The organism is Pseudoblastomonas marina (assembly GCF_034374265.1).
Lineage (GTDB): Bacteria > Pseudomonadota > Alphaproteobacteria > Sphingomonadales > Sphingomonadaceae > Alteriqipengyuania_A > Alteriqipengyuania_A marina.
Genome location: NZ_CP139718.1, coordinates 177,969 through 199,552 on the forward strand (window position 1 = coordinate 177,969; position 21,584 = coordinate 199,552).

Genomic DNA, 21,584 nt, shown 5'->3' on the forward strand with positions numbered 1-21,584 from the left:
CGCATGAGCGAGGGCAGCCCGAAGATCCTGCTCGTGATCGGCGGCGGTATCGCGGCCTACAAGGCGTGCGAGCTGGTGCGCATGATCCGGCGGCAGGGCGGCTCGGTCACCTGCGTGCTGACCGAGGGCGGGAGCCAGTTCGTCACCCCGATGACGCTCGCGGCGCTCTCGGAAAACCCGGTCTATACCTCGTTGTGGGATTTGAAGCGCGAAAGCGAGATGGGACATATCGAGCTCTCTCGCGAAGCCGACCTCATCGTCGTCTGCCCCGCCACGGCCGACCTGCTGGCGAAGATGAGCGCCGGGATCGCCGACGATCTCGCCACCACCTTGCTGCTCGCCACCGACAAGCCGGTCGTTGTCGTGCCCGCGATGAACGTGCGGATGTGGGAACACGCCGCGACCCAGCGCAATGTCGAGCGGCTGCGCGAAGCGGGGGTCGGCGTGATCGATCCGGGCGAGGGTCCGATGGCGTGCGGCGAATTCGGTGCGGGCCGCCTGCCCGAACCGGTCGATATCTGGAACAGCCTTGCCGACCAGTTCGGCTACCCGCATTCGGACGAAACGCCGATGCTGCCGCCGGCGGTACCGCAGCCCGCCCCCGTTCCCGCGCTGCCCAAGGTCGCGCAGGACGCGCCCGAAGCGCTGGTCGAAGACGTCGAGGAAGAGAGCTTCGAGGTCGAATTCGACGAGGAAGAGCCCGAAGAGGAGGAAAGCCACGGTGGCGGCCTCGGCGGGCTGCTCAGCTCGCTGATCCGGCGCAACAAGCCGGTCGAGCCCGATCGTGGCGACGAGCCCGACCACGATCCCGATCCCGGGTTCGGCATGCTCGACGAGGACGATGCCGAGTGGGAGGACCTTCCCGAGCCCGAGATCGAGGAAGAGGATTACGATCCGCACGCGCTGCCGCCCGGTTTCGCCGCGAGCGGCGACGATGGCGGTCCGCTCGGCGGGCTGGTCGTCACCAAGGGCAAGGCGCGCTCGGCCCCGCCGACCGATGCCGCCGCGATCAACCACCTGGTGCAGACCGGCGCGGGCGACCAGGCCCCGCAGCCGCTCCCGGGCGAAGAAGGCTTCTACAACCCGCTCGAAGGGCAAGGGACCTTCGACACCGATCCCGCGCATCGCCCGCTGTTCGGCAAGCATATCGTCGTGACAGCCGGGCCGACCCGCGAGGCGATCGACCCGGTGCGCTTCCTGTCCAACCGGAGTTCGGGCAAGCAGGGCTTCGCGATCGCCGCCGCCGCCGCCGCCGCGGGCGCGCGGGTCACGCTGGTGGCGGGTCCGGTCTCGCTGCCGACCCCGCTCGGGGTGGACCGGATCGACGTCGAAAGCGCGGTCGAGATGAAGGACGCGGTCAAGAAGGCGCTGCCCGCCGATGCCGCGGTGATGGTCGCCGCGGTGGCCGACTGGCGCGCCAAGACGATCCACGATTCCAAGATCAAGAAACATTCGGCCGCACCGCCCGCGCTGATCCTCGAGGAAAATCCCGATATCCTCGCCTGGCTCGCGACCTCGCCCGACAAGCCGCCGCTGCTGGTCGGCTTTGCGGCGGAGACCGATGCGGTGCTCGATAACGCCAAGGCCAAGCGCAAGCGCAAGGGGGCCGACTGGATCGTCGCCAACGATGTGTCCGACGCCGGCGGGGCGATGGATGGAGACGACAACGCGGTCACGATCGTGACCTCCGAATCGGTCGAGCGGCTCGAAAGGATGCCCAAGGGCGCGGTCGGCCGCGAACTGGTCGCGCGGATCGCGCAGGCGCTCGGGGCCCCGGCGGAGATCGAAGCATGAGCAAGCGCGTACCGGTCGAACTCAAGCGGCTCGACCATGGAGAAGGCTTGCCGCTGCCGCGCTACGCCACCGACGGCGCGGCGGGGATGGACGTGGTCTCGGCCGAGAATGTCGTGCTCGAACCGGGCAAGCGCCACGCGGTCGCGACCGGGCTCTCGATGGCGATTCCGCACGGCTACGAAATCCAGGTCCGCCCGCGTTCGGGCCTCGCGCTGAAGCACGGCGTCAGCGTGCCCAACACGCCCGGCACGATCGACAGCGACTATCGCGGCGAGCTGAAGGTCATCATGATCAATCACGGCGATGAGCCGTTCGTGATCGCGCGCGGAGAACGGATCGCGCAACTGGTGCTCGCGCCCGTCACCCTCGCCGAATGGCAGGAGGTCGACACGTTGTCAGAGACCGAGCGCGGCGAAGGGGGCTTCGGTTCGACCGGAGTCTAGGCTAGCGTCGCGCCATGCTCGGCATGTCGCTTATTACGCTGGTCCTGCTGCTCGCCTGGATCCTTATCCTCGTGTGGCTTTCCGACCGGCTGCTGCGGATGGTCTCGCGCCGCACGGGCTGGGGACCGACCGACTGGCGCAGCTGGCTGCTCTGCTTCGTCCTGCTGGTGGCGGGAATCTTCCTCGGCAATCACGCGCTCGACTGGCTCGACTACGCGATGGGTACCCGCGCGGCGCAGCCGATGCTCGCAGTGCCTGGCGCCTTCTTGCTCGGCTCGGTCGCGATCGCGGTCCCGGTCGCGGGGATCAGGGCCGCGCGCCGCGGCGAGACAAAAAAATAGGGCGGACCCGGAGGCCCGCCCAGTCAGGGGAAGGTTGGCTGCGCCCGATCAGCGGCGCGGCTTGACCGGCATGTCCTCGGGCCGGACCGAGATGCGCACGGTCTCGCCCGTATTGCCGGGGAAATCGGTGAACATCGCTTCGACGAGGTTGGGCACGAGATATTGCAGGCGCTTCGATTGCGAGGCGGCTTCGGCGCGGCCTTCGAACAGGCGCTCGCCGGTTTCGCCATCGTCGATCTTGAGCTCGATGTCGCTGGTATAGACCGTGGTCGAGACCACGTCGTCGCGACCCCAGAACGGGTCGCGCCAGCCATAGCCCCAGCGGCGGGTCGGGACATAGGCGATCCGGCCAGAGCGCAGGCGCACGGCGCGGTAGCGCGGTCCGAAGCGGCTCCAGCTATCCCAGTAGGGATCGCGGAACCCGGTGCGGCGCAGCACGGTGCGCCCGTCGTCGACGCCGTAGCCGAAGCGTACGACGAGCGTCGCGTCCTCGGCGCTTGCGGCGGGCGTGTACCCGAGCCGCTGCATCTGGTCGGAGACGAACTGGGCATATTGCGAGAATTCGAGCCCACCCTGCAACGCCGGATCGTCGCTGACGACGGCAAAGGTTTCACCCTGCGGCGCGGGCAGCTGCGACTGGAATCGCGTCACATCCGAACGAAACGGCGTGGCGGCGCAGGCGGCAAGGCTCGCGAGCAGGATCGGGGTGGCAGCCAGTTTCAGCGCGCGGCCCCATTTGTTGGCAGAAATCATGGTCATCGTAACGTCTCCGAAAGAACGCAGTCCGGCCCCCCTATCGCAGCCTGACTTGATGGCAGGCGCGCCGGGCACGAAACTGTCTTTAGCATGGAAAGCGTTCTAGCGCAGCGCGGCTGAATGGGTTTTGAATAGCAACTATATCAATTGTTGCACATTCGCAGGGGTTTAGCGCACCAGACCCAATGCCTTGTAGGTGGCGTCGAGCGTCGGCACCGCCAGCGCGCGCGCCTTTTCCGACCCCTTTGCGAGCACGGTGTCGAGCGCGGTGCGATCGTCCTTCAACTCGCGGAAGCGCGCGGTGATCGGCCCCAGCTTCGCGGCCAGCAATTCGCCCAGCGCGGGCTTGAACTGGCCGAATCCCTGGCCGCCATGTTCGGCGAGCACCGCCGCGGTCGAAGTCCCCGCCATCGCGGCATAGATCCCGACGAGGTTTGCCGCCTCGGGACGATCCGCCAGTCCCGCGACCTCGCTCGGCAGCGGTTCGGGATCGGTCTTCGCCTTGCGAATCTTCTGCGCGATCGTGTCGACATCGTCGGCGAGGTTGATCCGGCTCGCTTCGGAAGGGTCCGACTTGCTCATCTTTTTCGATCCGTCACGCAGGGACATGATCCGCGCGGTCGCTTCGGGAATGATCGGATCGGGCAGCGTGAAGACCGGCGCGTCTTCGCTGGCGAAGTCGTTGTTGAACTTCTGCGCGATGTCGCGCGCCAACTCGAGATGCTGCTTCTGGTCCTCTCCCACCGGCACGTGCGTCGCCTGGTAGAGCAGCACGTCGGCGGCCTGCAGCACCGGATAGGCGAAGAGCGCGATCGAGGCGCCCTCGCGGTTCTTGCCCGCCTTGTCCTTCCACTGCGTCATGCGGTTGAGCCAGCCCATCCGCGCGGTGCCGTTCAACAGCCATTGCAGCTCGGCGTGCTGCGGGACCTGCGCCTGGTTGAACAGCGTGACCTTGTCCGGATCGAGCCCACAGGCGATCAGCGCGGCGACGATTTCGAGTGTGCCGTCGCGCAGTGCCTTGGGATCGTGCGGCAGGCTGATCGCGTGAAGGTCGGCGACGAAATAGAGCAGGTCCCCGAACTCGCCCGAATCCTGCATCGCGACCCAGTTGCGGATCGCCCCCAGGTAATTGCCGAGATGCAATTGGCCGGTGGGCTGGATGCCGGAAACTACGCGCATGGGATCAGGGAGCTTTCTTCTTGGTAAGGGCAGCGATGCGCTGCCTGTCGATGGCGCCGACCGCGAAGGCGACGCCGAAATAGACTACCGCAGCGGCGGCGACGAGCGCCAGCAGGGCGCCGAGCCGCGCGAACAGGCCGGCGGAGAACCAGCCGGTTAGCAAATCGCGCGCGAACCACAAGGCAACGCCCATCGCCGCGGCGGCAACCAGCTGGCGCGCGATCCGCCCGACCAGCGGCAAGGGAATCGCATAATAGCCGCGCTTCACGAGCACTATGTACAGGAAGATCACGTTGATCCACGCGCCGACCACGCTGGCATAGGCCACGCCGACCACGCCGTATTCGGTCATCACCGCGAAGTTGAGCGCTACGAACACGGTCAGCGAGATGAACGCGGCGTAGACCGGCGTGCGCGTGTCCGAGCGGGCGTAGAAATTGGGCACCAGCACCTTCACCAGAACGAAGGCAGGCAGGCCGAGCACCAGCGCGGCGAGCACCTCGCCGGTGGCGGCGGCATCGGCAAGGTCGAACCGACCGCCCTGGAAGATCATGGTGACGAACGGAGTCGCGCAGATCGCCAGCGCGACCGCCGCCGGGATCGTCAGCAGCATCGAGAGCTCGATCGCGTCGGACTGGATGCGGTCGGCGCCCTCGGTGTTCTTGCTGCCGACGAACCGCGACAGCGTCGGCAGGATCGCGGTCGACAGCGCGATCCCGATGATGCCGAGCGGCAGCTGGTTCAGCCGGTCGGCGTAGTTCATGTAGCTGACCGAGCCGCTTCCGATCTGGTTGAGGAAGTAGAGCTGGACCAGCGTGTTGATCTGGTAGGCGCCGCCGCCGATCGCCGCGGGCAATGCGATGATCGAGAGGCGCTTCACCTCGGGCGTGATCTTCGGCCACATCAGCCTCGGCCGGAAGCCCTCGACCCGGCTCCAGTAATAGAGCCAGGCGAGCTGGATCACGCCGCCGAAGGTGACCGCCCAGGCGACGCCATAGGTCACCTCGACCATGTCGTAGCCGCGATTGTCGATCAGCCATTCGCCGCCGAGCAGCGCACCGATCAGCACCAGGTTGAGGATGATCGGGAAGCTTGCCCCGGGCGCGAAACGACTCACCGAATTGAGCATGCCGGTGAACAGGGTCACCAGGCTCACCAGCACGATATAGGGGAACATGATCCGCGCGAAATCGACCGCGATGGCGAAATTCTGCGGATCGACCGGCTTGTCGGCGAGCACCCAGATCACGCCCGGCATCGCGAGTTCGAACAGCGCGCAGAGCGCGATCAGCACCGGCAGGAAGACGCTCAGCACCGCGTTGGAGAAGCTGCGCGCGTCCTCGAGACCTTGCTCCATGTTCTCCGGCCCGTGCAGCCGCTTGGAGAACATCGGAACGAAGGCGGCCGAGAACGCGCCCTCGGCGAACAGCCTACGGAAGACGTTCGGGATGATGAACGCCTGGAACCACGCGTCGGTCACCGCATTGGCGCCGAGCACGCGGCTGAAGATCATCTCGCGCGCCATGCCGGCGATACGGCTGACCATGGTCAACCCGCCGATCGTGCCGACGTTCTTGAGCAGGCTCATGCGCGACGGCCCAGCCGCGAGATCATCTGCCGGTCAGAACTGCGGGGTCGGAGGGGTGTTGCCACCCGCTTCGCCCTGGTTCTGGCGCGCCTGCATCTGCTGGATGTAGAGCTGGTTGAAGTCGATCGGTTCGAGCAGCATCGGCGGATAGCCGGTGTCACGGACCGCATCGGCGACCACGCGGCGCACGAACGGGAACAGGATCCGCGGCGCCTCGGCGAAGGTGAAGGCGTGCGCCTGTTCCTCGGGCAGGTTGCGAATGCCGATCAGGCCGGCATAGGTCACGTCGATGATGTAAAGCGTGGTGTCGCCGGCCTTGGCCGTCAGCATCGCCTTGAGGCTGACTTCGGTTACGTCGTCGCCGACCTTGTCCGCGGCGATGTTGAACTGCACGTCGACCGAAGGCTGTTCGTTGAGCTGGTAGCTCTTGGGCGCGTTCGGATTCTCGACCGAGAGATCCTTGATGTACTGCGACAGGAAGCTGACCTGCGGCTGGTTGTCGGCGCCGTTGGGCGCGGCATCGTTGTTGTCGAGGTCGGTCAGGACGCCTTCTTCGTCGGCCATGATGGGTATTCTCTCTGCTAAGGCATAAATATGGGGCCGGGGGACGAAGCTTGCGGCAGATTCACCCGCTCGGCGCGAGCCGCGCGCCTAGCACTGCGGCGCTGTGGCGGCAATCTATCATCGGTTCGCGATGCGATCTGGGTGCGATTCGGTGAGATTGAGCTTCTTCCGGGCTCTTTTCGTCCGGTCAGCCGTTGTTAGGGAAAGGTCTGATACCTAGATCAAGATGCAACGCTCGCCTTGCAAGGGGTGGGCATGACTGGCTAACGAGAACCCTGTGACCTTATCGATCATCATCCTCGCCATGATTGCGGCCTTTCTGGGCCTGCGCCTCTATTCCGTGCTGGGCGACCGCGCCGAGCATGAGGAAGAACCGATGGCCCCGCGTCCGCGAACCGACCAGCGCGACGAAGCGGCAACGCAATTGCGTCCGGCCACGACCGTGCGGTCGGCGAGCCAGCCGCAGACCGCGATCGCCGATCGCGAATTCGCGGCCTTCCCTCCGGGTGTCGAGCGCGGCCTGCGCGCGATCGCCGCGGCCGATCGCCGGTTCGATCCGATCGCGTTCCTCGAAGGGGCCAAGGGCGCTTACACGATGGTGCTCGAAGCGTTCTGGCGCGGCGACAAGGAAGAGCTGCGCGAACTGTGCGACGACGATGTCTATGCCAGCTTCGCCGGCGCGATCGACGCGCGCGAGAAAGCGGGCGAAAAGCTCGACAACAAGCTGATCCGGATCGAGGAAACGGCAATCACCGGGGCCGATTTCATGGCTCCGCTGGCGCGGATCACGATCCGCTTCACCGCCGATATCGCGGCGGTGACTCGCGACAAGGACGGCAACGTGATTGCCGGGTCGCTCGACGATGCGGTCGAAAGCGTCGATTTGTGGACCTTCAGCCGCGACGTGACCTCGAGCAATCCCGACTGGCTGCTCGACGAAACCGACCAGGGCTGATCCCGCCATGCTCGCGACCGCGTTGCGCCGTCTTTCGCTGTTCGGTGCCGCGGCGCTGCTGGCCGGTTGCGGCCAGATCGTCCCCGAACCCGAAGACCTGCCGCCGCCCGGAGTCGCCGCCGAAATCTCGCGCGGGCCCGATATCCGCACACTGTCCTTCACCGATGAGGACGCGCGCGGCGCGCTTGTCGCGTTCCGCGCCTCATGTCCGCAATTGCTGCGGCGCGAGGATGCAAGCGGGCTGATCGAACCGGCAGCATGGCGCGGCGTGTGCGACCTTGCCGCTACCTGGCCCGCCAATGACGCGGCGCGATTCTTCACCCAGCATTTCGAGACCGCGCAATTGCGCGACGGGCGCGCCTTCGCGACCGGCTATTTCGAGCCGTCGATCGAAGGCTCGCGAACCCGGCTGCCGGGCTACGACGTGCCGGTCTACGCGATGCCCGACGACCTCGTCCGCGCCTGGCCCAAGGACATGCCCGAAAGCGAACGCACGGGCCGCCCTCCGCTCGGGCGGATCAACGAGCAGGGCGAATACGAGCTTTATTACGATCGCGCTGCGATCGAGGACGGCGCGCTCGCAGGGCGCGGGCTCGAAATTGCCTGGGCCAAGGACCCGATCGAGTTCTTCTTCCTCCAGATCCAGGGCTCGGGCATGCTGCGCGCACCCGACGGATCGATCATGCGGATCGGCTATGCGGGGCAGAACGGGCGCGAATATGTCGGCATCGGCGGGGTGATGCGCGAGCGCGGCCTGCTCGGCGACGGGCCCGGGCAATATGCCGGGTCGATGCAGGGCATTGTCCGCTATCTGCGCGAACATCCCGAGGAGGGCCGCGAGCTGATGCGGCTCAACAAGAGCTGGATCTTCTTCCGCGAAATCTCGACCGGGCCGGTGGGGGCGATGGGGGTCGAAGTGACGGAGGGCAACACCGTCGCGACCGATCCGGCCTATATCCCGCTCGGCGCACCCGTCTGGCTCGACCTAGACCGCGACGTCGCCGACGGGCTGTGGGTGGCGCAGGACACCGGCGGGGCGATCAAGGGACCCAACCGGTTCGACACCTTCTGGGGCAATGGCGACCGCGCCGCCGAAATCGCCGGCGGGATGAGCGGACGCGGCCAGGCCTATGTCCTGCTGCCGCGTGGCACGCTCGAGCGCCGCGGAACGCGGTGAGACCCCCGCGCGGACTTAGCGAGGCCGAGGCGAGCGCCTGGGCGAAACTGGCCGCGAGCGTCGAGCCGCTGGCGGGCCGGAAGCGGCCGAAGCTGCCCGACGATGCGCCGAGCAAGGCTCCGGACAAGGCGATCGAGGCGATCGCGCGCCCGGCGCCCAAACAAACTCCCGCACCTCCTCCACCTCCTCCTCCGCAACGTCCACTCGGTGCGAAGCACGGCCTCGACAATTCGTGGGAGCGCAAGCTTTCGCGCGCCTCGATCGCGCCCGACTTCACGCTCGACCTGCACGGCAACAATCTCGATGCAGCCTGGACCAGGCTCGATGAGGGGCTGGCGCAGGCCAAGGCGATGGGCGCGCGGCTGGTGCTGGTCGTCACCGGCAAGCCGCGCCCGGTCGATCCGGCCGATCGCGGTACACGTCGTGGCGCAATCCGTGCAAAGATCCTCGACTGGCTCGCGGCGGGCCGTCACGCCTCCGACATTGCCGCCATACGCAAGGCGCACCGCCGCCACGGGGGCGACGGTGCGCTCTACATCGTGCTCCGGAGGAGCTGAAGGCACCCCTCACGGGCGCGACGGATAGACTCCGGTGATGGCAATGCACGTCGTCACCGCGATCGAAGGCTGCAGGTTGTTGAACGGCTGGTTCGCACCGGTATTGCCAACTTGGATCGCGCCCGAATTCATGTTCGTGTCGGCGGGTCCGGCGGCATAGATCGGCTGTCCATCCGGGAAGTCGGCGAGCAGGCCGTTGGCCGGGTTGTCGCTTACACCGGCGGCGTTTTGCGCCCGCAGCGTAGCAGAGTGGGAGTGCGACGGCAGGTTGTTGGTCGTAAGAGTCGTCGTTTCGACACCGAATTTCTCACCCCAACGATAATCGTTCGCGAGCCCGTTACCCCTGCCGACGCCTACCATCGCGCGTCCGCGCAGGTCGGGCAGCGCGAACGTCGTCCGGCCGTCACCGCCATAGGTGGTGCCGAGCAGCGAGAAGAGCGCGCTGTTCTGCGAAATGGACAACAATTGCCCGTTGGTCGGCGCATAGCCGCGCGGACAGTAATTGCCGCCGAACTGCTGGATTTCGCCGAGATACGGATCGAGGCCCATGGTTGCCGAAGACGCGGCAAACCCGGCTCCTGCCATCGCGGCGGCGCCCATCATTGCGTTCAAATATTTCATGCTTCCCCCCTTAGGTATCATTGTCCGACCCGGGAGTACATTACATCGTTACTGTCGAATTGCCATAATAGAAGCGCCGCCTCGTCGATAACGAGACGGCGCTTCTTGGCTCACGATATTTTCAAATCTTATTTGTGATACTTGGCGCAGCGCAGATCGAAGCGATCGGCGTCCATCACCTTGGTCCAGGCCTTCACGAAGTCGCGCACCATGCGCTCTTCGCCGCCTTTCTCGGCATAGGTTTCGGCCACCGCGCGCAATTGCGAGTTCGAGCCGAAGACGAGGTCGGTGCGCGTCGCGCGCCACTTCTCGTCGCCCTTGATCCGGCACTTGCCGACGAACTCCTCGTCGCCGCTCTCGTCGACCACTTCCCACACCGTGCCCATTTCGAGCAGGTTGACGAAGAAGTCGTTCGACAGCGTGCCCGGGCGGTCGGTCAGGACCCCGATCGAATTGCCGTGCTTGGCGTGGGTGCTGACGGCGCCCAACGCCCGCATCCCGCCGACCAGCGCGGTCAATTCGGGGATCGACAGGCCCAGCAGGTGCGCGCGGTCGATCAGCATGTCCTCGGTCTTCACCGAAGCCTTGGTCTTCAGGTAGTTGCGGAACCCGTCGGCGAACGGTTCGAGCGGTTCGAAGCTCTCGGCATCGGTGTGCTCGTCGCCGGCATCGCCGCGACCGGTGGTCACGTCGACGCTGACGTCATGGCCGCCATCCTTGGCCGCCTTCTCGATCGCCGCGGCACCGGCGAGCACGATCGCATCGGCCATCGACAGGTCGCCGCGCAGCTCGTCGAGCTTCGACAGGACCTTCGACAGTTCGTCGGGATCGTTGACCGCCCAGTCCTTTTGCGGGGCGAGGCGCACGCGGGCACCGTTGGCGCCGCCGCGATGATCCGAATTGCGATAGGTCGAGGCCGAAGCCCAGGCCGCCTTGACCAGTTCGGAGACCGACAACCCGCTGTCGAGCACCTTCGCCTTGAAGTCCGATACCGCGCTGCCGGAAGGCTGCGTGCCGGCGGGCGTTGGGTCCTGCCAGATCAGGTCTTCCTCGGGCACTTCGGGGCCGAGATAGCGGACCTTGGGACCCATGTCGCGGTGGCACAGCTTGAACCAGGCGCGGGCGAACGCGTCGTCGAGCGCCGCCTGGTCGTCGCGGAAGCGTTCGGAAATCTTGCGATATTCCGGGTCGCGCTTCAGCGCCATGTCGGCGGTGGTCATGATCGTCGGGACCTTCTTGTTCGGGTCCCGCGCATCGGGCGCCATGTCGGCTTCCTCGGGATCGATCGGGGTCCACTGGTTCGCACCGGCCGGGCTCTGGGTGAGCTCGTATTCGTACTTGAACAACAGGCGGAAATAGTCGTTGCCCCACTCGGTCGGGTTTGGCGTCCACGGGCCTTCGATGCCCGAGGTCGTGATGTGGCCCTTCTCGATCTCTTCGGGATCGGTCAGCCAGCCGAAGCCCATGCGATGCAGGTGCTCGCCTTCAGGTGCACCGCCGAACGTGTCGGAGGGCTTGGCCCCGTGGCACTTGCCGAAGGCGTGGCCGCCGGCGGTCAGGGCGACGGTTTCCTCGTCGTTCATCGCCATCCGGGCGAAGGTTTCGCGCATGTCGCGCGCCATGCCTTCGGGATCGTGCGGATTGCCGCCCGGGCCCTCGGGATTGACGTAGATCAGGCCCATCTGGATCGCCGCGAGCGGGTTCTCGAGCGCGCGGCCCTCATCGGGATGGATGCGCGTCGGGACGCCTTCGTCGACCCACTGTTCCTCGGTGCCCCAATAGGTCGTTTCGGGTTCGTAGACATCGGCTCGGCCGCCGCCGAATCCGAACACCGGGCCACCCATCGATTCGATCGCGACGTTTCCGGTGAGGATGAAGAGGTCGGCCCAGCTGATGTGCTTGCCGTATTTCTGCTTGATCGGCCACAGCAGGCGGCGCGCCTTGTCGAGGTTGCCGTTGTCGGGCCAGCTATTGAGCGGGGCGAAGCGCTGCTGACCGCTCGACGAGCCGCCGCGTCCGTCGCCGGTGCGATAGGTGCCCGCCGCGTGCCACGCCATGCGGATGAAGAACGGGCCGTAATGCCCGTAATCGGCCGGCCACCAGGGCTGGCTGTCGGTCATCAGGTCGGTGAGGTCCTGCTTGAGCGCCTTGTAGTCGAGCGCGTTGAAGGCCTCGGCGTAATCGAAATCGTCGCCCATCGGGTCGGCGCTGCGACCCTCGGTGGTGAGAATGTCGAGCTGCAGCTGGTCGGGCCACCAGTCGCGATTGGTGCGGCCGAACAGGCTCCGCATTTCGCCGCTGCCGCCGAACGGGCAGCCTTCGATCGATCCGGTCTTGGCATCCATGATGGGTCTCTCCTCTCTTGCAGGGACGACTCGTTGCGGTCCTCCCCGATCATTTCATGGCGGCACGCTACGCTTTTGCGACGCCGCCGCGAAGCCATGCGTTCCGATGACTTTGAACGTTTTAATCAATCAGAGGCGATTCAGCGTTTCTATCGATCAATCGAGCCTTGCCGTGGCGCACGAAAAAGCGCGCCCCCCGCGGTATGCGGAGGCGCGCTCTTGCGGTCGGTGAAGGTCGGAAATCAGGCCGCTTCGGCGACCTCGTCGGCGGGGGCGTGGCGGACGAGGTAATCGAAGGCCGAGAGCGCTGCGGCCGAGCCTGCACCCATCGACACGACGATCTGCTTGTAGGGCTCGTCGGTGCAATCGCCCGCGGCGAATACGCCGGGCAGGTTGGTGCGACCGCTTTCGTCGGTCTCGATCTCGCCGAAGCGGTTGAGCTCGAGCGCGCCGTCCTTGAGCCATTCGGTGTTGGGAACGAGCCCGATCTGCACGAACACGCCGGCGACATCGACGCGATGTTCCTCTTCGCTCTCGCGGTCCTTGTAGACGAAGCCGTCGACCTTGCCGTTCGCGCCGGTGATCTCGGTCGTCTGCGCATTGACGAGGGTTGCGACATTCGAGAGGCTGCGGAGCTTGTTCTGCAGCACCTCGTCGGCGCGCAGCGCCTTGTCGAATTCGACCAGCGTGACGTGCTCGACGATCTTGGCGAGGTCGATCGCCGCCTCGACGCCGGAATTGCCGCCGCCGATCACCGCGACGCGCTTGCCCTTGAACAGCGGGCCGTCGCAATGCGGGCAATAGGCCACGCCCTTGTTGCGGTATTCCTGCTCGCCCGGCACGCCGAGCGCGCGCCAGCGGGCGCCGGTGGCGAGGATCAAAGCGCGGGTCTGCAGCGTCGCGCCGTTTTCGAGTTCGAGCGTGTGGAGGCCGCCTTTCTCCGCGGCGGGAATGAGCTTCTTGGCGATCGCGCGGTCCATCAGGTCGATGCCGTTCTCGTTCACCTGCCGGCCGAGCTCGTCGGCGAGCTTGGGGCCTTCGGTGTAGAGCGTGCCGGGAAGGTTCTCGATCCCGAGCGTGTCCTGCAACTGTCCGCCGAAGCGTTCGGCGGCGATGCCGGTCGCAAACCCCTTGCGCGCGGTATAGATCGACGCTGCGACACCGGCCGGGCCGCCGCCCAGCACGAGCACGTCGAACGCGTCCTTGGCGGAGAGCTTTTCCGCGGCGCGCGCCTCGCTGCCGGTGTCGAGCTTCGCCAGCACGTCGTCGAGCGCCATCTTGCCGTTGTAGAAGCTCTCACCGTTGAGGAAGGTCGCGGGCACCGCCATGATGTCGCGCGCCTCGACCTCGTCCTTGAACGTGCCGCCCTCGATCAGCGTCGCGGTGATGCGCGGGTTCTCGAACGCCATCAGCGTGAGCGCCTGCACAACATCGGGGCAGTTGTGGCAGCTGAGCGAGAAATACATCTCGAACGCGTAATCGGTTTCGAGCGCGCGGATCGCCTCGAGTGTTTCCTGCTCGACCTTGGGCGGGTGGCCGCCGGCCCACAGCAGCGCGAGCACCAGCGAGGTGAATTCGTGGCCGAGCGGGAGCCCGGCGAAGCGGACCCAGCGAGTCGCGTCGGAGGCACGGCGAACGACGAAGCTCGGCTTGCGATCGTCGGTCCCGTCGAAGCTCGCGCTCACATCCTCGTGGAGCGCGGCGATTTCCTCGAGCAGTTCGCGCGTCTGGTCGGATTTCGCCCCATCGCCCAGCGACGCGACGAGCTCGATCGGCTCGCGCAGATTGGCGAGATAGGTCTTGAGCTGGTCCTTCATCGACGGGTCGAGCATGCGGGAAATCCTGAGTTTATAGAGAGGGGAGGAAAAGACGGCAGAGTCTTTGTTGGGTGCGCCTTCGACATCCGTCGAAGGCTTGCGGCTCCAGCCCGACTCCCCCTCCCAACCACCCGATACAGTATCGGAGAATGATCGGGTGGTTGGGAGGGGGAGTCGGGCCGGCACCGAGGTCTGGCGGATGCCAGACCGCACCGGCTTAAGCCGGACAAAGACTCTACCGGTGAGGCAAGGGGCGAGCCGAATTGCGACCCGCCCCTCACGCATACGCCTTAGATCTTGCCGACGAGGTCGAGCGAGGGGCTCAGCGTCTCGTCTTCTTCTTCCCATGCGGCCGGGCAGACCTGGCCGGGGTTGTTGCGCACATACTGCGCCGCCTTGATCTTGCGAGTCAGTTCGTTGGCATTGCGGCCGACGCCTTCGCAGGTCTGTTCCATGATCTGGATCACGCCGTCGGGATCGACGACGAAGGTCGCGCGGTCGGCGAGGCCCATGTCTTCACGCAGCACGTCGAAGTTCTTCGCGAGCGTGTGGAGCTGGTCGCCGAGGAACGGGAAGGTGAGCTTGCCGATGCGCTCGGACGTGTCGTGCCAGGCCTTGTGGCTGAAATGCGTGTCGGTCGAGACGCCGTAGACTTCTACGCCCATATTCTGGAGCATCTCGTACTTCTCGCCCATGTCCTCGAGCTCGGTCGGGCAGACGAAGGTGAAGTCGGCCGGGTAGAAGAAGAACACGGCCCACTTGCCGCGCACGTCCTCGTCGGTGACCTCGAAGAAGTCCTTGCCGGCCTGGAAGGCGGTCGCCTTGAACGGTTTGATCTGCGATCCGATGATACCCATTATATTGATTCTCCGTATGTTCGGGGTGAAAATCGTGTGTCCGAGATAGGCAATGCTGCGATGCACAAAAGCGATATGATGCGATTGCGAGCATCGGAATAATCGATCGCCTAAATGGAACTTATGGAAACAACAACGGCGTGTTGGTTGCGTTCCACAGTGCGTTCCGATCGACCGGAAGTAGAGCACGATCGACCGACGTTCGGACCTCGGCTTGATCAGCCGGCGGTGGCTGGTAAGCCCCCGATCCGATCTGGAAAAGTTCATGGGAGGATGAAATCCAACAGGGTCGCTTCGTATCGTTTCTGGCCAATCCGGCCATTCGCATTCTCGTCACCATCGCATTGATGAGCGCGGCAATTCTCGCTCCGATCGCCTTTCCGTGGAAGGTCCCGCTGTTCGCGGCGCTGGCACTGGTGATCGTCTGGCTCGAGACCGGCAGCCTCGAAGCGGTCGGTCTTGGCAAGCGGCGCCTGCTACCGATCATCGGTTGGGCCGTGGTCGGCTGGGCGATCGTCGCGCTGGGCATCGGGCAGGTGGTGTCCCCGATCGTCGAGGAGCTGGCCGGCGTCGAAACCGATTATTCCGCCTATGGCGCGCTCAAGGGCAATCTGGACCTGGCGCTCAAACTGCTGGCCGGTGCATTCATCAGCGCGATGATCGCGGAGGAGATCGTCTATCGCGGCTTCTTCCTCCACCAGGTCACCGCCCTCATCGGCGACACCTGGCTGATGCGCGCGATCGCGGTGATCCTAGGCGGGGTGGTGTTCGCGCTTCCGCATTCGGAACAGGGCGTGTCGGGCATGCTGATCGTCGGCCTGACCGGCGCGGTGCTCGGCTGGCTGTTCTATCGCGGGGGCACGCGCAACCTGTTCATTCCCATGCTGGCCCATGCCCTGATCGACGTCTGGGGCATTTCGCGGCTCTACCTGGGGATTTATTGAGTCTCGCCCATTTGCGCGCGGTGCAGCAATTTCTGGTCGGCGAGGACCAGCGCCATCATCGCCTCGACCACCGGGACCGCGCGGATGCCGACGCATGGGTCGTGCCGTCCGGTGGTCGAGATCTCGGCCTCTGCGCCGGATGAATCGATGGTCGCGACGGGGGTGCGGATCGAGCTGGTGGGCTTGAACGCGACGCGGGCGACCACCGGCTGCCCGGTGGCGATCCCGCCCGCGGTGCCGCCGGCATGGTTGCTCGCGAAATCGGGGCCATCCTCGCCGGGCCGCATGGCATCGGCATTCTCGCTGCCCCTGAGCCGCGCGGCGGCAAAGCCATCGCCGATCTCGACGCCTTTCGAAGCGTTGATCCCCATCATCGCGTGCGCGATCTCGGCGTCGAGCTTGGCATAGACCGGTGAGCCCCAGCCGGCGGGCACGCCGGTGGCGACGCATTCGACCACCGCGCCCAGCGAATCCCCTTCGCGCCGCGCCGCGTCCATCATCGCGGCCCAGCGTTCGGCGGCGGCCGGATCGGGGCAGAAGAAATCGTTGTGGTTAATGGCTTGCGGGTCGAACGCCGCGCGGTCGATCGCATCGCCGCCGAGTTCGCAGAGATAGGTGGTTAGCTCAACCTCGCTTGAGATCTTGCGCGCGATTGCCCCTGCCGCGACCCGCATTGCGGTTTCGCGCGCCGAAGAGCGCCCACCGCCGCGATGATCGCGGATCCCGTATTTGGCGTCGTAGGCGTAATCGGCGTGGCCGGGGCGATAGGTGGTGGCCTGCTTCGAATAGTCCTTCGAACGCTGGTCGACATTTTCGATCACCAGCGAAATCGGTGTGCCCGTCGTCTTCCCTTCGAACACGCCCGACAGGATTCGCACCGCATCCGGTTCGCGCCGCTGGGTGGTGTGGCGCGACTGGCCCGGACGGCGCGCATCGAGGAAGGGCTGGATGTCGGCCTCGCTCAGCGCGATGCGCGGCGGGCACCCGTCGACCACGCAGCCGATCGCGGGCCCGTGGCTTTCCCCCCAGGTGGTGACGCGGAGCATGTGACCGAAAGTGTTGAAGCTCATGCCACACAGCACTGTCGCGCTTTCGCGCGCATGTCCACGCTGTTAGGACCGGTGGCATGATCGACGTCTACGGCATCCCGAACTGCGACACCGTCAAGAAGGCCCGCAAGTGGCTCGAGGCGGAAGGGCGCGACTACACGTTCCATGATTACAAGAAGGAAGGCGTCGACGCGGGCAAGCTCGTCGGCTGGACCGATGCGGTCGGATGGGAGGTGCTGCTCAACAAGCGCGGCACCACGTTCCGCAAGCTCGACGATGCGGAAAAGGAAGGCATCGACCGCGAGAAAGCGATCGCGCTGATGGTGGCGCACCCGTCGATGATCAAGCGCCCGGTGGTCAAACACGCGGGCGGCGTGCTGGTCGGGTTCAAACCGGACGAATGGGACGCGGCGCTGTGACCCGGTTCCTTCTGGTTTTTGCCGCGTTGGTCGCTGCGCTGCCGCTACCCGTTCCAGCGCAGGCGCAGGTGATCATTGCGCATCGCGGGGCGAGCGGGGACCGGCCCGAGCACACGCTGGCGGCCTACGAACTCGCGATCGAGCAGGGCGCCGACTATATCGAGCCCGATCTCGTGCCCACGAAGGACGGGGTGCTCGTCGCGCGGCACGAGAATGAGATTTCGGACACCACCGACGTCGCCGACCATCCCGAATTCGCCGACCGTCGCACCACCAAGACGATCGACGGGGTCGAGGTGACCGGCTGGTTCACCGAGGATTTCACGCTCGCCGAGCTGAAGACGCTGCGCGCGAAGGAGCGCCTGCCCGCAATCCGCCCCGCCAACACCGAATACGACGGGCAGTTCGAAATCCCCACCCTGGCCGAGATCATCGCGCTGGCGCGCGCCAAGGAGGCCGCGACCGGGCGGCTGGTCGGGCTCTATCCCGAGATCAAGCACGGGAGCTATTTCGATGCGCTCGGCCTCGCGCCCGTCGATGCGCTGCTCGCGACGCTCAAGGGCGCGGGCTACACCGCCGACGACCCGGTCTACATCCAGAGTTTCGAGCCGACCGCGCTGACACAGGTGATGTTCCGCGGGCGCGAAATGGGGATCGATTACCGCCGCGTGCAATTGCTTTCGGCCGAGGGCGGCCCGGCCGATGCGCCGCAGCTCTCCTATGCGCAATTCCTGTCCGATCCGGGGCTGGCGCAGATCGCGCGCTATGCCAGCGCGATCGGGGTCGAGGCGACGCTGCTGGTGGCAGCCGACGGCACGACGACCGATTTGGCCGCGCGCGCCAAGGCCGCCGGGCTCGATGTCCATGCCTGGACTGCGCGAGCCGAGAACGCCTTCCTGCCCGCCCCGTTGCAAAGCGGCGACGATCCGGCCGCGAACGGCAATTTCGCGACGCTGTGGGCGTTGCTCGGCCGTGCGGGAGCCGACGCGATCTTCACCGACAATGTCGCGGAAGCGATCGCCGCGCGGGCGGCGCTGCGCAACTAGTCGGCGCGGCGCGCCGTCGCGATGTAGTTGAGCGAGAGATCGTCCGACAGGTGGAGGCCCTTGTTCGGGCCGAAGGCGATGCCTTTGGGCTCGTCCATCGCCAGGCCGACGCTTTCGAGCAGCTCGCCGAGTTCCTCGGGGGTGACGAAATCGTCCCAGTCGTGCGTGCCCCGCGGGATCAGGCCGATCGCTTCGGCCGCGCCGACCATCAGCAACCGCGATTGCGCGGTGCGGTTGGGGGTCGAGACGATCATCAGGCCCCCCGGCGCGAGGCAGGCCGCGGCCTGCGCGAGGAAAGCGGTCTTGCCGGCGACGTGTTCGACCACTTCGAGGCAGGTGACGAGATCGAACGTGCCGAGCCCCGCCTTGCCGATCTCGCCCGCGCGGTAATCGATATCGAGCCCCATCCTGCCGGCGTGCTCACGCGCCGCGGCGATGTTCTCGGGCGCGGCGTCGACGCCGGTCACCTCGGCGCCCATCCGCGCGAGCGGTTCGCACAACAGCCCCGCGCCGCAGCCGATATCGAGCGCGCGGCGACCCGCCAGCGGCTTCAATTGGCGGGTGTCGCCCGCCCAGTGCAGGTCGATCGCCTCGCGAATGTATTCGAGCCGGACGGGATTGAGCTTGTGGAGCATGGCGGAGGATCCCTTGGGGTCCCACCACTCCTTCGCGAGCCGGCCGAAATGCGCGGCTTCGTGTTCGCGGATCGTTGCGGTGCTTGCATCGCTCATGCTCGCTCCGTAACAGCCGCTTTCGACCGGCACCAGCAAGGAAACCCGCCTTGGCGCGTATCGTGATGAAATTCGGCGGCACCTCGATGGCGGGGACCGAGCGCGTGCGCCGCGTCGCCAATATCGTGCGCCGCCAGCAGGCTGCGGGCCACGAGGTCGCGGTCGTGGTCTCGGCGATGGCGGGCGAGACCGACCGGCTGGTCAATTTCTGCCGTGAGGCCAACCCCGTGTTCGACCCGGCCGAATACGACGTGGTGGTGTCGAGCGGCGAACAGGTCACCGCAGGCCTGCTCGCGCTGACGCTGCGTGCGCTCGGCTGCGAGGCGCGCAGCTGGCTCGGCTGGCAATTGCCGATCCGCACTTTCGACAGTTATTCGAACGCCAAGATCGACAGCCTCGACGTCGAGGGGTTGAACGCCTCGATGGCGGCGGGCGAGATAGCGGTGATCCCCGGCTTCCAGGGCGTGTCCGAGGAAGGCCGCGTCACCACGATGGGGCGGGGCGGATCGGACACGACCGCGGTCGCGATAGCGGCGGCGATCGGTGCGCAGCGCTGCGACATCTACACCGATGTCGACGGGGTCTACACCACCGATCCGCGGATCGTCGCCAAGGCGCGCAAGCTGAAGGCGGTGACCTACGAGGAAATGCTCGAACTCGCGAGCGTCGGAGCCAAGGTGCTCCAGACGCGCTCGGTCGGGCTGGCGATGAAGGAGGGCGTGCGGGTGCAGGTCCTCTCGAGCTTCATCGACGACGATGCGACCCCGGCGGACGAGCTGCCCGGCACGCTCATCGTCGACGATAGTGAAATGGAAGAGATCAGGAAGGCCCACGGCATGGAACGGCAAGTCGTCACCGGCATCGCGCACGACAAGAACGAGGCCAAGATCATCCTCACCCGCGTGCCGGACAAGCCCGGCGCGGTCGCGCATATCTTCGCCCCGCTGGCCGAGGCATCGATCAATGTCGACATGATCATCCAGAATGTCGGCCGCGACAAGGGCGAGACCGACGTCACCTTCACCGTGCCGCAGAACGATCTGCCGCGCGCGCAGGCGATTCTCGAATCGAAGCGCGACGACATCGGCTACAACCGCATCATCACCGACAACCGGATCGCCAAGATCTCGGTCGTGGGGGTGGGGATGAAGAGCCATGCCGGCGTCGCGGCGGACATGTTCCGCAGCCTCGCCGAGCGCGGGATCAACATCCAGGCGATCTCGACCAGCGAGATCAAGGTCAGCGTGATGATCGACGAGGACGAGACCGAGCTCGCGGTGCGCGTGCTTCACACCGCCTACGGGCTCGATGCGAGCGACGAGGACGCCTGAGCGCATTCGGCGCCCGAGCGTATCGCCCGTTCAGTCCACGCTTGCGACGCAGCAACGATTGCGGCCCGATTCCTTGGCGCGATAGAGCGCGCGGTCGGCGGCGTGGACCCAGTCTTCGGGGCTCTCATAGGCGCCCAGCAGCGGTGCCACCCCGAAACTCGCGGTAATGGCGACGTCGGGCAGGCCGGGAATTGCGATCTGCGAGACCAGCCTGCGGAAGCGATCCGCCGCGAGCGCGGCTTCATCCGCGTCGGTTTCAGGGAGCAGGAGGCAGAATTCCTCTCCGCCTAGCCGCGCGATGATGTCTTCGCCGCGCAGGTGCCCGCTACATTCGGACACCACGGCTTTGAGCACTTCGTCACCCGCGCCGTGGCCGTAGGTGTCGTTGATCTGCTTGAAATGGTCGACGTCGAACAACACGATCGCGCAGTCGCGGCCATGGCGGTTGTAACCCGCCATCCGCCGCTCGAGCCGGGTCCGGAATTCGCGCCGAGTCATCGCTCCGGTGAGGAAATCGGTGCGCGAAATGCGCCGCATCTCGAGCAGTTCGAGCACCAGTTCGGCGAGGTCGGACAGGATCGCGATATGCGCGGGCGAATGTTTGCGCGGCACCGAATCCATCGCGCACAGCGCCCCGAGGGCGTAGCCGTCGGGATTGACGAGCGGGATGCCGAGATAGCTCAGTATCGGCGGATCGCCGTCGATCAGCGGGGAATCGCGAAACCGCTCGTCTTCGCGCAGATCCTCGATTTCGAGCGGCTCGGTCGCGCGGATCGTGAGGTCGCAGACCGAAACGTCGCGATCGGTCTCGTCTAGATCGAGCCCGCGCCGTGCCTTGAACCACTGGCGGTCCTTGTCGACCAGCGTGACGGTCGCGATCGGCACGTCGAACAGCTTTTGCACCAGTCGAACGATCCGCTCATACGGACCCTCGATCGGGGTATCGAGGATATCGTAGCTGGCCAGGGCGGCAAGCCGTGCATCCTCTCCGGCCTGGATGATATCGATGCTACGTCTCCGGTAGGGGGCGGAATATCCAGCCCGATATAGGCTTGCGGCGAAGCCTCAAC

Annotated in this window: 21 protein-coding genes; 10 read left to right on the top strand and 11 right to left on the bottom strand. The window is 66.0% G+C overall.

What is annotated here, in order from left to right; genetic code table 11:
* Positions 1–3 precede the first annotated feature (3 nt).
* Genes T8S45_RS00835 through T8S45_RS00845 form a run of 3 tightly spaced genes read left to right on the top strand, consistent with a single transcriptional unit; the run spans position 4 to position 2,578 of the window.
* Positions 4–1,794, top strand: a complete 1,791-nt coding sequence (locus tag T8S45_RS00835; protein WP_322294311.1) for a bifunctional phosphopantothenoylcysteine decarboxylase/phosphopantothenate synthase — start codon at positions 4–6, stop codon at positions 1,792–1,794.
* Positions 1,791–2,237: a dUTP diphosphatase gene (gene dut / locus T8S45_RS00840; RefSeq protein ID WP_188641227.1), complete on the top strand. Its 447-nt coding sequence runs from the start codon at positions 1,791–1,793 to the stop codon at positions 2,235–2,237. The genes T8S45_RS00835 and dut overlap by 4 nt, the downstream gene beginning before the upstream one ends.
* Positions 2,238–2,251: 14 nt before the next feature.
* On the top strand, positions 2,252–2,578 hold the full coding sequence (locus tag T8S45_RS00845) for a hypothetical protein (protein ID WP_322294312.1): 327 nt from the start codon (positions 2,252–2,254) through the stop codon (positions 2,576–2,578).
* A gap of 48 nt (positions 2,579–2,626) precedes the next feature.
* Here T8S45_RS00845 and T8S45_RS00850 read toward each other — a convergent pair whose 3' ends face one another.
* From T8S45_RS00850 to secB, 4 genes are all read right to left on the bottom strand, one after another.
* Positions 2,627–3,337, bottom strand: a complete 711-nt coding sequence (locus tag T8S45_RS00850; protein WP_322294313.1) for a DUF4136 domain-containing protein — start codon at positions 3,335–3,337, stop codon at positions 2,627–2,629.
* A gap of 165 nt (positions 3,338–3,502) precedes the next feature.
* A complete protein-coding gene (gene trpS, locus T8S45_RS00855) occupies positions 3,503–4,513 on the bottom strand; it encodes a tryptophan--tRNA ligase (RefSeq protein ID WP_322294314.1) in 1,011 nt (336 codons plus the stop codon).
* A 4-nt stretch (positions 4,514–4,517) separates the two neighbouring features.
* Complete coding sequence (murJ, locus tag T8S45_RS00860; RefSeq protein WP_322294315.1) at positions 4,518–6,101, bottom strand: murein biosynthesis integral membrane protein MurJ; 1,584 nt, start codon at positions 6,099–6,101, stop codon at positions 4,518–4,520.
* Positions 6,102–6,134: 33 nt separating this feature from the next.
* Positions 6,135–6,665, bottom strand: coding sequence for a protein-export chaperone SecB (gene secB / locus T8S45_RS00865; RefSeq protein ID WP_322294316.1), 531 nt, complete (start codon positions 6,663–6,665; stop codon positions 6,135–6,137).
* A 277-nt stretch (positions 6,666–6,942) separates the two neighbouring features.
* Between secB and T8S45_RS00870 the strand changes: the two genes are divergently transcribed.
* Genes T8S45_RS00870 through T8S45_RS00880 form a run of 3 tightly spaced genes read left to right on the top strand, consistent with a single transcriptional unit; the run spans position 6,943 to position 9,354 of the window.
* The gene (locus tag T8S45_RS00870) at positions 6,943–7,620 is read left to right on the top strand and encodes a Tim44/TimA family putative adaptor protein (protein WP_322294317.1); all 678 of its coding nucleotides are present in this window, start codon (positions 6,943–6,945) and stop codon (positions 7,618–7,620) included.
* Positions 7,621–7,627: 7 nt separating this feature from the next.
* Complete coding sequence (gene mltA, locus T8S45_RS00875; RefSeq protein ID WP_322294318.1) at positions 7,628–8,797, top strand: murein transglycosylase A; 1,170 nt, start codon at positions 7,628–7,630, stop codon at positions 8,795–8,797.
* Positions 8,794–9,354, top strand: a complete 561-nt coding sequence (locus T8S45_RS00880; protein WP_322294319.1) for a Smr/MutS family protein — start codon at positions 8,794–8,796, stop codon at positions 9,352–9,354. The genes mltA and T8S45_RS00880 overlap by 4 nt, the downstream gene beginning before the upstream one ends.
* A gap of 9 nt (positions 9,355–9,363) precedes the next feature.
* Here T8S45_RS00880 and T8S45_RS00885 read toward each other — a convergent pair whose 3' ends face one another.
* From T8S45_RS00885 to ahpC, 4 genes are all read right to left on the bottom strand, one after another.
* Positions 9,364–9,957, bottom strand: a complete 594-nt coding sequence (locus tag T8S45_RS00885) for a phage tail protein (RefSeq protein WP_322294320.1) — start codon at positions 9,955–9,957, stop codon at positions 9,364–9,366.
* A 146-nt stretch (positions 9,958–10,103) separates the two neighbouring features.
* Entirely contained in the window at positions 10,104–12,320 is a 2,217-nt protein-coding gene (gene katG, locus T8S45_RS00890) for a catalase/peroxidase HPI (protein WP_322294321.1), read from the bottom strand.
* 242 nt (positions 12,321–12,562) lie between these two features.
* A complete protein-coding gene (gene ahpF / locus T8S45_RS00895; RefSeq protein WP_322294322.1) occupies positions 12,563–14,152 on the bottom strand; it encodes an alkyl hydroperoxide reductase subunit F in 1,590 nt (529 codons plus the stop codon).
* Between the two features lie 275 nt (positions 14,153–14,427).
* Positions 14,428–14,994, bottom strand: a complete 567-nt coding sequence (ahpC, locus tag T8S45_RS00900) for an alkyl hydroperoxide reductase subunit C (protein WP_322294323.1) — start codon at positions 14,992–14,994, stop codon at positions 14,428–14,430.
* Between the two features lie 347 nt (positions 14,995–15,341).
* On the opposite strand from ahpC, the gene T8S45_RS00905 reads away from it, so the two are divergent.
* A complete protein-coding gene (locus T8S45_RS00905) occupies positions 15,342–15,938 on the top strand; it encodes a CPBP family intramembrane glutamic endopeptidase (RefSeq protein WP_322294324.1) in 597 nt (198 codons plus the stop codon).
* Here T8S45_RS00905 and aroC read toward each other — a convergent pair.
* Positions 15,932–17,008 carry a chorismate synthase gene (aroC, locus tag T8S45_RS00910; protein WP_322294325.1) on the bottom strand — a complete coding sequence of 359 codons (1,077 nt, stop codon included), beginning with the start codon at positions 17,006–17,008 and terminating at the stop codon, positions 15,932–15,934. The genes T8S45_RS00905 and aroC overlap by 7 nt on opposite strands.
* Before the next feature lie 56 nt (positions 17,009–17,064).
* Here aroC and T8S45_RS00915 point away from each other — a divergent pair, with 56 nt between their 5' ends.
* Positions 17,065–17,406 carry an ArsC family reductase gene (locus T8S45_RS00915; RefSeq protein WP_322294326.1) on the top strand — a complete coding sequence of 114 codons (342 nt, stop codon included), beginning with the start codon at positions 17,065–17,067 and terminating at the stop codon, positions 17,404–17,406.
* Entirely contained in the window at positions 17,388–18,452 is a 1,065-nt protein-coding gene (locus tag T8S45_RS00920; RefSeq protein WP_407654920.1) for a glycerophosphodiester phosphodiesterase family protein, read from the top strand. Before T8S45_RS00915 ends, T8S45_RS00920 begins: the two co-directional genes overlap by 19 nt.
* Here T8S45_RS00920 and ubiG read toward each other — a convergent pair.
* Positions 18,449–19,183, bottom strand: a complete 735-nt coding sequence (gene ubiG / locus T8S45_RS00925) for a bifunctional 2-polyprenyl-6-hydroxyphenol methylase/3-demethylubiquinol 3-O-methyltransferase UbiG (RefSeq protein WP_322294328.1) — start codon at positions 19,181–19,183, stop codon at positions 18,449–18,451. The genes T8S45_RS00920 and ubiG overlap by 4 nt on opposite strands.
* Positions 19,184–19,233: 50 nt before the next feature.
* Here ubiG and T8S45_RS00930 point away from each other — a divergent pair, with 50 nt between their 5' ends.
* A complete protein-coding gene (locus T8S45_RS00930) occupies positions 19,234–20,514 on the top strand; it encodes an aspartate kinase (RefSeq protein WP_229658052.1) in 1,281 nt (426 codons plus the stop codon).
* Positions 20,515–20,544: 30 nt separating this feature from the next.
* Here the strand turns inward: T8S45_RS00930 and T8S45_RS00935 are convergent, their stop codons facing one another.
* A complete protein-coding gene (locus T8S45_RS00935) occupies positions 20,545–21,522 on the bottom strand; it encodes a diguanylate cyclase (RefSeq protein WP_322295173.1) in 978 nt (325 codons plus the stop codon).
* Between the last annotated feature and the right edge of the window lie 62 nt (positions 21,523–21,584).